Origin of the sequence: Streptosporangium amethystogenes, from assembly GCF_000721075.1 — a bacterium.
In the GTDB taxonomy this organism is placed as follows: Bacteria; Actinomycetota; Actinomycetes; order Streptosporangiales; family Streptosporangiaceae; genus Streptosporangium; species Streptosporangium amethystogenes.
Genome location: NZ_JOEQ01000078.1, coordinates 1 through 8,294, shown reverse-complemented (window position 1 = coordinate 8,294; position 8,294 = coordinate 1). Strand labels below are relative to the sequence as shown.

7 protein-coding genes and 1 pseudogene are annotated in these 8,294 nt (G+C 66.7%); 1 reads left to right on the top strand and 7 read right to left on the bottom strand.

What is annotated here, in order from left to right:
• Window positions 1-284 precede the first annotated feature (284 nt).
• Window positions 285-1,067, bottom strand: a complete 783-nt coding sequence (locus IG98_RS0143145) for a MerR family transcriptional regulator (protein ID WP_037972868.1) — start codon at window positions 1,065-1,067, stop codon at window positions 285-287.
• 165 nt (window positions 1,068-1,232) lie between these two features.
• On the bottom strand, window positions 1,233-2,801 hold the full coding sequence (locus IG98_RS0143140) for a serine hydrolase domain-containing protein (protein WP_245651956.1): 1,569 nt from the start codon (window positions 2,799-2,801) through the stop codon (window positions 1,233-1,235).
• A gap of 159 nt (window positions 2,802-2,960) precedes the next feature.
• On the opposite strand from IG98_RS0143140, the gene IG98_RS0143125 reads away from it, so the two are divergent.
• Window positions 2,961-3,590, top strand: coding sequence for a recombinase family protein (locus tag IG98_RS0143125; RefSeq protein WP_030926188.1), 630 nt, complete (start codon window positions 2,961-2,963; stop codon window positions 3,588-3,590).
• On the opposite strand, the gene IG98_RS0143120 is transcribed toward IG98_RS0143125, so the two are convergent.
• From IG98_RS0143120 to IG98_RS0143105, 5 genes and pseudogenes are all read right to left on the bottom strand, one after another.
• Window positions 3,500-4,204, bottom strand: coding sequence for a Tn3 family transposase (locus IG98_RS0143120; RefSeq protein ID WP_030926186.1), 705 nt, complete (start codon window positions 4,202-4,204; stop codon window positions 3,500-3,502). The genes IG98_RS0143125 and IG98_RS0143120 overlap by 91 nt on opposite strands.
• Window positions 4,165-5,670 carry a group II intron reverse transcriptase/maturase gene (gene ltrA / locus IG98_RS0143115; protein WP_211264375.1) on the bottom strand — a complete coding sequence of 502 codons (1,506 nt, stop codon included), beginning with the start codon at window positions 5,668-5,670 and terminating at the stop codon, window positions 4,165-4,167. The genes IG98_RS0143120 and ltrA overlap by 40 nt, the downstream gene beginning before the upstream one ends.
• 490 nt (window positions 5,671-6,160) lie before the next feature.
• Window positions 6,161-6,595, bottom strand: coding sequence for a Tn3 family transposase (locus tag IG98_RS55070; RefSeq protein ID WP_425428160.1), 435 nt, complete (start codon window positions 6,593-6,595; stop codon window positions 6,161-6,163).
• A pseudogene (locus IG98_RS55065) lies at window positions 6,510-7,118 on the bottom strand (Tn3 family transposase); the annotation flags it as partial. The gene IG98_RS55070 and the pseudogene IG98_RS55065, both read right to left, overlap by 86 nt.
• Window positions 7,119-7,358: 240 nt before the next feature.
• Window positions 7,359-8,021: a DUF4158 domain-containing protein gene (locus IG98_RS0143105; RefSeq protein WP_169750300.1), complete on the bottom strand. Its 663-nt coding sequence runs from the start codon at window positions 8,019-8,021 to the stop codon at window positions 7,359-7,361.
• Window positions 8,022-8,294: the final 273 nt, after the last annotated feature.

Sequence of the window (8,294 nt, the reverse complement as noted above, 5' to 3'; positions counted from 1 at the left end):
GAGACGAACCCAAGGGTCCACAACCCACATAGAGCCTGAAGACCCCTCACTTCATTCTGAGGACCCTTCAGTTCGCCTGAACTCTGGGGTTTCGCGGGGTTTGATCGACAACGGAACGGTCAGTGGCGTTAGCGAGCCGGATCGGTCGGAGTTGCCGCCATCCACCGTTCCGATGTCGATAGCTCTCCGGCTCTGACCCGGCGGATATGGCGTTCGTGGAGCCCGGTCGGTGTGTGGGCAGGCCCCGGCCGGTCGCCGGGCCGATGGACCGGGGCACGGCGCGGTCAGTGGGTGTCTGGTCTGGGGATATGGATGCCGGCGGCGCGGAGCTTGGTCTCGACGAGCATGACCCCCCGGGCCGCGGCCGATCCCTGCTCTTCGCCGTGGAGGGCGATCAGCGTGTACCGGGTCGCGGCCTCGGTGCGGGCTTGCAGACCGGTCACGATCTTCAGCTGTTCGGGGTTGGCGAGGAAGTGGTCGGCCATGGCGGTGGCGAGCTCGGCGATGCGCGGGTCATCCGGTTCCCAGGACGCGGCTTCGGTTGCGCGCTTGATCAAGGCGACGAACCGGGGGTCTTCGAGGGCGTGCTCGACATGGGTGAGGTAGTCGTCGAAGCCCTCGGGGACCAGGGCCCTGGCCAGCACCCAGCCCTCCCTGGTGGCCGCCACCTCCTCCGCGGGGAATCCGAGGCCGGACATCCGCTCCAGCAGCGCCACAGCGCGGTCGGGCAGCAGGGCCCGGTCGCCGTCAGCGAGCCGACGCAGCGTGTCACGCCGCGCGATCAACTCCTCGATCCGTTCGGTGAGCTGCCGCTCGACGTCGGCGAGCGCGGCGGCGAACAGCGCGGGGCCGGCGTCGATCAGGGGGCCGATCTCGGCCAGGGACACCCCGGCGGCGGCCAGCGTCCGGACTTGCACCAGCCGCAGCAGCTCGGCCGATCCGTACCGCCGGTAGCCGGAGCTGTCGCGTTCCGGCTCCTTGACCAGGCCAAGCTTGTGGTAGTGCCGCACCGTCTTCACCGTGACGCCGACGAATGCCGCCGCCTGTCCGATCGTGACTCCGTTCATCTGCAGAATTCTGCCTTGGGCTCGAACTTGGCGACCAGGCAGACCATAGCCGAGCGCATGGACGGGCCAGGCCGAGCTCGCCCAGCTCGGCGTGGCCCCGGTTCGCGTTCTCCCTGATGCACGACCGGAAGGGGCCGCCCCTCGAGGCGTGCGGGTCACAGGTGCTCAGTCCGTCGGCTGAGCCGGATCGGCCTGCCCACCGCCGAACACCTCATTAAGGAGCCTTTGCTGGGCCTTCTGGAACGCTGCTGCGATGGACAAGTCGGCGTCGTCCACGCAGTTCAGCGCGGCGGTCAGGGTCTTCCTGCCGTCGGGTGTGCTGTACATCAGCGCCGCGTGGCCCACGGCGGCGCCGTTGTGGGAGATGAGGGTGCCGCCGCCGTCCGTGGTCACCACGAACACTCCCAGGCCGTAGTCCATGTTCGGGATGCCCATCGGGTGCGGGGTGCACATCTCGGCCAGCAGCGAGGCCGGCAGGAGCTTGCCGCCCAGCAGCGCGGAGATGAACGTGTGCAGATCCTGGGTGGTCGAGATCATGTCACCACCGGTGGAGATCCAGGACGGGTTCTGGCGGGTGATGTCGACCGTCTTCTGCTGGCCGTCCTCCTCGTACCGGTAGTAGGCGTGGGCGTGCGGTTCGGGGATCTCCGGCGAGGCGTCCGGCACCGCAGTGCCCGACAGCCCGAGTGGCCCCAGGATCAGCCGCCGCATCTCATCGGCGAGCGAGCGGCCGGTGACCTTCTCGATCAGCAGCCGGGCCAGCACGTAGTTGGTGTTGGAATAGCTCCAGCCCGTCCCCGGCTCGAACCGCGCCGGCTTGGACAACGCCAGCTCCACCAGCTCCTGCGGCCGGTAGGTCTTCAGCCGGTTGTCCAGCCACTCTGTGCCCGCGGGGCCGTAGGGCATGGGGATCCCCAGCACGACTGTCCCATCGTCGTAGACCTCGCCGCTGAAGTTGAACACCCCGCTGGTGTGCTGCAACAGCATCCGCACCGTGATCCGCTCGTCCAGCCCGAACTCGGGCAGGTAGTCCGCCGCCGGGGTGTCCAGCCCGACCTTGCCCTCGGCCACCAGCTGCAGCACCAGGGTCGCGGTGAAGGTCTTGGTGTTGCTGCCGATCCGGACATGCCCGTTCGTCGGCGGCTTCGCGGCCCCGCCCAGCTCGGCCGCCCCGGCGCTGCCGACCCACTCGCCCCGCTCATCGTGCACGCGCAGCGACACCCCGACGAAACCGGAATCGACGATCTCCTCGATCGCCTTCTGCAGCTCTGGGCGATCCGGCCCGGCAGCAGCCGCCGACACAGCCCCGCTGTCCGCAGTGGCCACCCCGGCCGCGTCGAGGGCAGCAATGATCCTGCGGACCATCTCGGCCATGGCGGGGCTGGGCTGGCCATGACGGATCTGGGCGGTTTCGATGGCGAGCAGGACGATGCTGCGGAAGTTGTCGGCCTCTGCCGGAGCCTGCTTCTCGAGCAGGGTCACCGCTGCGGTTAGGGTCGGTAGCACCTGGTCGGCGAGTGCGGCGACGGACTTGCTGTCCAGTTTGATGCTCTTTGACCTGTCGCCGAGCACGTGCCCGATCAGGCCGGTCGCCAACGCCAGGGCAATGCTGCCGTCGGTGGCGATCTTTTGCGGCTTGCCGCCGGCGGCACCGGCAGCGGCAACCAACGAGACCGCGCCGTATGCGGCGGTCCGCAGGGTGCTCTTGTCCTGGTCGGAAAGGGTGATGGACATGGTGGTTTGCTCCTTCAAATCTGTTATGTCCGGTCGGCGTCGTGCCGCTGCGACGAGCTTGCACCCTGACCCAAGGTCAACCTCAACCGTGATCTAGCTCATAGCCACTTTCAGTGGTGTTCCGGGCGCTGTCCCGGTGACGGAGGGCCATGCGGGACAATCACCGGCCATGGACGGGTCGGCTATGCCCGGGTCTCCACCAAGGACCAGCTCCTGGACCGGCAGATCACCGCGCTCACCGCGGCGGGCTGCCTGCGGATCTTCGCCGACAAGAAGTCCGGCAAGAACGTCGAGCGCGAAGAACTCTGGAAGGCCCTGGGCTACCTGCGCGAAGGCGACACGCTGGTCGTGCCGTCGCTGGACCGGCTCGGCCGGTCCCTGCAGGACCTGATCGCGATCGTCGCCAGCCTGCGCAAACGCGGTATCGGGTTCCGGTCGCTGAAAGAGGCCCTGGACACCACCACGCCGGGAGGACGGCTGGTGTTCCACGTGTTCGCCGCGTTGGCGGAGTTCATCCGCGAACTCATCATCGAGGGCACCAACGAAGGCCTGGCCGCCGCCAAGGCCCGCGGCCAGCGCCTCGGACGGCCCCCGGCGATGACCCCCGAACAGGTCGGCCACGCCCGCGCCCTGCTCACCCAGCCCGACGCGAGCATCGCCTCCATCGCCCGACTGCTGGGCGTCAGCCGCTCCACCATCTACAAGTACGTGCCCGAGTTGAAGTCCAGCGACGACCGCCAAGCCATTGCGGCCCCCGCGGCACGCGCCGAACTCACCGCCGGCGACTGAACCACGCCATCGCCGCAGTCAGGCCTCGTCCTCATCGTCATCGGGAGCGTCGGGGTCGCGCAGCTCGCGGATCGCGCAGCTCGCGGATCGCGCAGCTCGCGGATCGCGCCGGGGGCCAGATCGGGCAGCACGAAGCTATAGGCGCCATGCACGCCCAGGTGCCGGTTGACGAACGGCGACAGCCGGGCCATGTCTTCCTTTAGGACCGGATAGCCCTGAGTGCACAGTTGACGGACCGCGGCGTCCAGGTAGACCGTGGTCCACAGAACGACGCAATTCAGCACAAGTCCAAGAACGCCGAGCTGGTTTTCCAGACCGCGTTCGTAGCGGTGGTACAGTTCGCCCTTCTTGCCATGGCAGATCTTGCGGGCCAGCGCGTGGCGGCCTTCCTGCAGGTTGCGGATGGCCTTGATGTCGCGCCGGTAGGTCTCATCCACGTCGATGTAGGCCAGGATGGTCGGGTCGGACCGGGGCGCGGTGTCAGCCTCGCGACTGCTCCGTTTCCCCGGCCCGCCCGCCGCACCCGACGTGCCAATCTCTCGGCATCGGGCGCTCCACGTGCCTTTCCCGCTGGTCAGCCACCGATCCCGGTGGCTGCCGGCCTCGGAGTCCACGGAGTCGGGATGGTGCTCCCGCGGTAGCGGTAGCGGGTCACCTTGACGCTGGATGCGCGGGTGAACTCGACCCCGTTATGGGCGATTATCCAGGTTCCCGGTCGGCAGAACCGGCGGCGCAATTCGCTCCATTTGAGCCGGGAGTGCTTGCGGTGGATCCACTTGGTGACGCGATGCCACGCATGGTTGTCCACCGCGTGGAACACCTGTTTCGACACTCCGTGCCTGAAGTAGTTCGCCCAGCCCCGCATCATCCTGTTCAAGCTGGTCAGCAGCCTGTCCAGGTCCAGATGCAGGGTTGACCTGTTCACTTTCTCTTTCACCTTGTCCTTGATCGACTGGATAGCCTTCTTGGACGGTTTGGTGTAGATGTAGTGCTTCTGCGTTCCTCTCTTCCGCTGCCTGCGGATGGTGAGCCCGAGGAAATCGAAGCCATCGTCTACGTGAACAACGCGGGTTTTCTCCGGCGACAGGCGCAGCCCCAAAGGGGCTAACACCCTCGCCACCTCCTCGCGCAGCGCCTCGGCATGGCGTCGCTCACCCGACACCATCAGGACGAAATCATCCGCGAAGCGGATGATCCTCCAGTTGCCCAGACCTTTTCTCTTGCGCGTGCGCCGCCGCTTGTCGGTGCTCATCATCTCCCGCCATTGCCGGTCGAAGTATTCGTCCAGCGCCGACAGGGCGATGTTGGCCAGCAGCGGGGAGAGGATCCCGCCCTGGGGTGTTCCAGCCAAGCTCTCTTCCGCTTCTCCGAAGGCCGTCATGACCCCGGACTTGAGGAACGCCCTCACCAGTGCACACACCCGCTTGTCCCTGATCCGGTCCCGCAGTCGGCTCATCAGCGCCGTGTGATCGATCTCGTCGAAACACGCCTTGATGTCCGCCTCCAGCACCCACTGATAGTTCCGGGGGCTGGATGCGAGGAAATGGATCTCGGCGATGGCGTCGTGTGCTCGCCGGTTGGGGTGGAACCCATACGAACACGGCAGAAAATCCGCTTCGAAGATGGGTTCGAGCACCGCCTTGAGGCTGGCCTGGACGACGCGGTCGGCGACCGTGGGGATTCCCAGCTTGCGGAGCTTGCCGCTTGTCTTGGGAATCATCACCTGCCGCACCTCGACCGGCTCGAACTCACCTGACTTCAGCGCGTTTCGAATGCCGTCCAGGAATGCCTCCACCCCGATCCGGGTCTCGATATGGGCCACCGTGACCCTGTCGATCCCCGGGGTTCTCGCCCCGGCGTTGGATGCGACACGCTCCCACGCATGCACCAGGAATGCCGGGTCATAGACGAGGTTGAACAGGTCGCCGAAGCGGCGGGAGGAGTCCTCTCCCGCCCAGCGATGTAACTTGATCTGCATCCTCCGTACCGCAAGGTAAGCCGAATCTGGATCCGGCCATCTCTCGGCGCCGGTGTTCACCAGCGCGTCTTCGGACATTGCACTCTTCTCCTCAACTGGCACGCTGCCGTCCTTCCCCATGTACCGGGCTCTCCCCGGCTCCGAGTACTACGACGGCTCCGCCCCGTCCGCGTCTTCGGCAGGCGTCGCGCCTATCCCCGTCCCGCCCCCCTGGCTGAGAGCCGGACGTGGAACGTACGCGGACGGTTCCCACGTTCACTGCTGTTCGGTTGTGGGGTTAGGCACCCGGCTCTGCCCCTGCGGCCTCGCCACGGCTACGCCGTAGTCCTTCACCGTGGCCTCCCAGCCCAGACATGCAATACCCGGCCAGGAGTTCTCCGCCCTCACGGGGCGGATGCGCACCGCCACCCAGCCCATATCCACCGGATTGGAGCTGGTTCAAATTGAAGAGGCTTAACGACACCGGTTCCTCGCGTATACCTTCCCCTCTCGTTCACCGGGCCCGGCCCATCCGGCAGTTCTGGACCGACCCGACTTTGTCGAGGCTGCTCCCACCCTCCCCGGTGACCCCCGGATCAGGCTGCCTCCAACTTCACTTCGCCGCTACGACGGCAAAGCGACGGTGGTCTTTCACCTCCGTCCGAACAGAACAGCGCCTCGTGGCGCACTGCAGGCTCTTGAAGATCCGGCCGTAGGCGGCGATCGCCTCGCCGAGTGCGGTGGGGTACCCGTCGCGTTGGAGCATGGTGACCACGTCGTAGGCGGGGACGGTGCCGGTGTAGATCGAGGCGACCACCCGCAGGATGTCCTCCCAGTTCCGGCGGACTTTGCGCAGGTCGATCTTCCCTCGGGCGAGGGTGTTGAGCGGGCCGTAGTCGGCCTCGGAACTGATCCGCCAGCCCTTCCTGGTCGGGCAGGTCCGCCAGCGCCGGCCGGTAGGAGATCCCCAGCAGTTCCAGAAGCCCAAAGACCAGGTCGGAGTATGATCCAGTGTCCGACACGACGATCTCGGGCAGTTCCCCGCCATCCAGCCTGAAGATGACGTCGACCATGTGCAGGGAGTCGCGGACCGTCCTCGACACGATCTTCGCGCCCCGACCCATTCCACGATCGTTCATGGCGTTCAGCCAGGTCATGCCGCGTTTGGAGCCGAAGAACTTGCGGTTGGGGCGGGCGAACGCGGCTGGGACGGGGACGACGAACCGCATCCCGTCGACCGCGGCGACCAGGCCGCCGCCCCACGCCTGGGCCAGTGGCAACCCGGCCTGGCGGGCGACCAGCGGCGCGTTCGCCACGCTGAGGGTCTCGGGCCGGAAGCAGTTCTGGAACACATGCGACAACCGGGAGCGCTCCAGGGCGGGCACGCCTTTCTTGGCGATCGGCCGGTAGCCGACGTTCATGGAGTGCGCGGCCAAACAGGCGGCGATCGAGGTCGGCAGATCGTTCAGCCGGGACCGGCCGCCGGAGGCGGCGGCGAACGCCTGCGCCAGCGACGGCTCCCACGACATCACCTCCAAGATCACCTCGGGCAGGTCGACGCGCGGCAGCATCGCCGTCGTGCGGTTGCGCAGGTCGACCAGTGACGGTGGCTCTTCCACGGCCTTCACCCTGGTCAGGTGGATCTTCCGGCCTCATCGACGCGGACCTCGGTGTTGACCGCCAGGCACCCGCCGACCGCCGGTAGGCGAAGTCCAGGGTGCGGGCGTGTTCGGCCAGCAAGGCGTATCGAGCGCGGCCAACCTTAGCCCCATGATCTCCGCGACCTGATCGAGCGCCTTGATGAGCGTCGGTCAGCTGCCGCGCGGCGGCGGGCCTTTGCGCCAGCGTTCCAGGTCAGAGGTCCGCGACCCCGCCGGCATCTCCAGCAGTTGGTCCAGCACATACCGCTGACCCGTCGACAGCAGGCCCTCCAGCACGCCCCACAACCGGCGAGTCGTGTCATCGCGGATCTTCGCGACCAGCCGCGCCAACGTGGTCACCCCCGGCAGCAGCACCTTGCGCTCCCGCAGCCACCCCACCCCATCGGTGAAGATCGCTTTCGGCCCGTCCCCCGAGGTCCAGGAGCGGGCCGCCACCCACGCGCCGAACTCCGCCTCGACCTCGGTGAACTCCTTCCACCCGCGTACCCGGCGGATCTCCCACTGGTGGTCGAACCGGGTCTTGGTCCGCTTGGTGTACTTCTTCACCTGCGACGGATCGGCGATGCCGAGCTGTTCGGCCACGAAATCCAGCACCTCGACCGGCACATCGAGGGGATCTTCCAGGAACGTCCCGAGCCACCGGATCGTCACCAACTGAAGGGCGAAGTCGAGTTTCATGTGCTCGCCCCGGCGGCGCTCGATCGGCGCCAGGTCTTCCTCATCCAGAAGGAACATCCGATCTAGGTCCGCCCGCGCCGGCGGTCCGGCGTACCGGCCGTAGCCCACCGCTTGCTCATCAGTCAGAAATTCCACCGGTATACGCCGCAAAGTAGGACCGACACACCGGTAATCAACACACAGTGATCAAACCGTTACGGCATCCCTGCCGGTCCGGCACCCACCGACATCTGAACAGTGGATGGCGGCAACTCCGCCCATGTCGGCTCGCTAACGCCACTGGCCGTTCCGTTGTCGATCAAACCCCTTGAAACCCCAGAGTTCAGGCGAACTGAAGGGTCCTCAGAATGAAGTGAGGGGTCTTCAGGCTCTATGTGGGTTGTGGACCCTTGGGTTCGTCTCGACTGG

What these genes read in the sequence shown, in the direction of transcription:
- IG98_RS0143145 (WP_037972868.1), bottom strand. Translation starts at nt 1,067, where the DNA reads ATGAACGGAGTCACGATCGGACAGGCGGCGGCATTCGTCGGCGTCACG.
- IG98_RS0143140 (WP_245651956.1), bottom strand. Translation starts at nt 2,801, where the DNA reads ATGTCCATCACCCTTTCCGACCAGGACAAGAGCACCCTGCGGACCGCC.
- IG98_RS55070 (WP_425428160.1), bottom strand. Translation starts at nt 6,595, where the DNA reads ATGGCGGGGAACTGCCCGAGATCGTCGTGTCGGACACTGGATCATACT.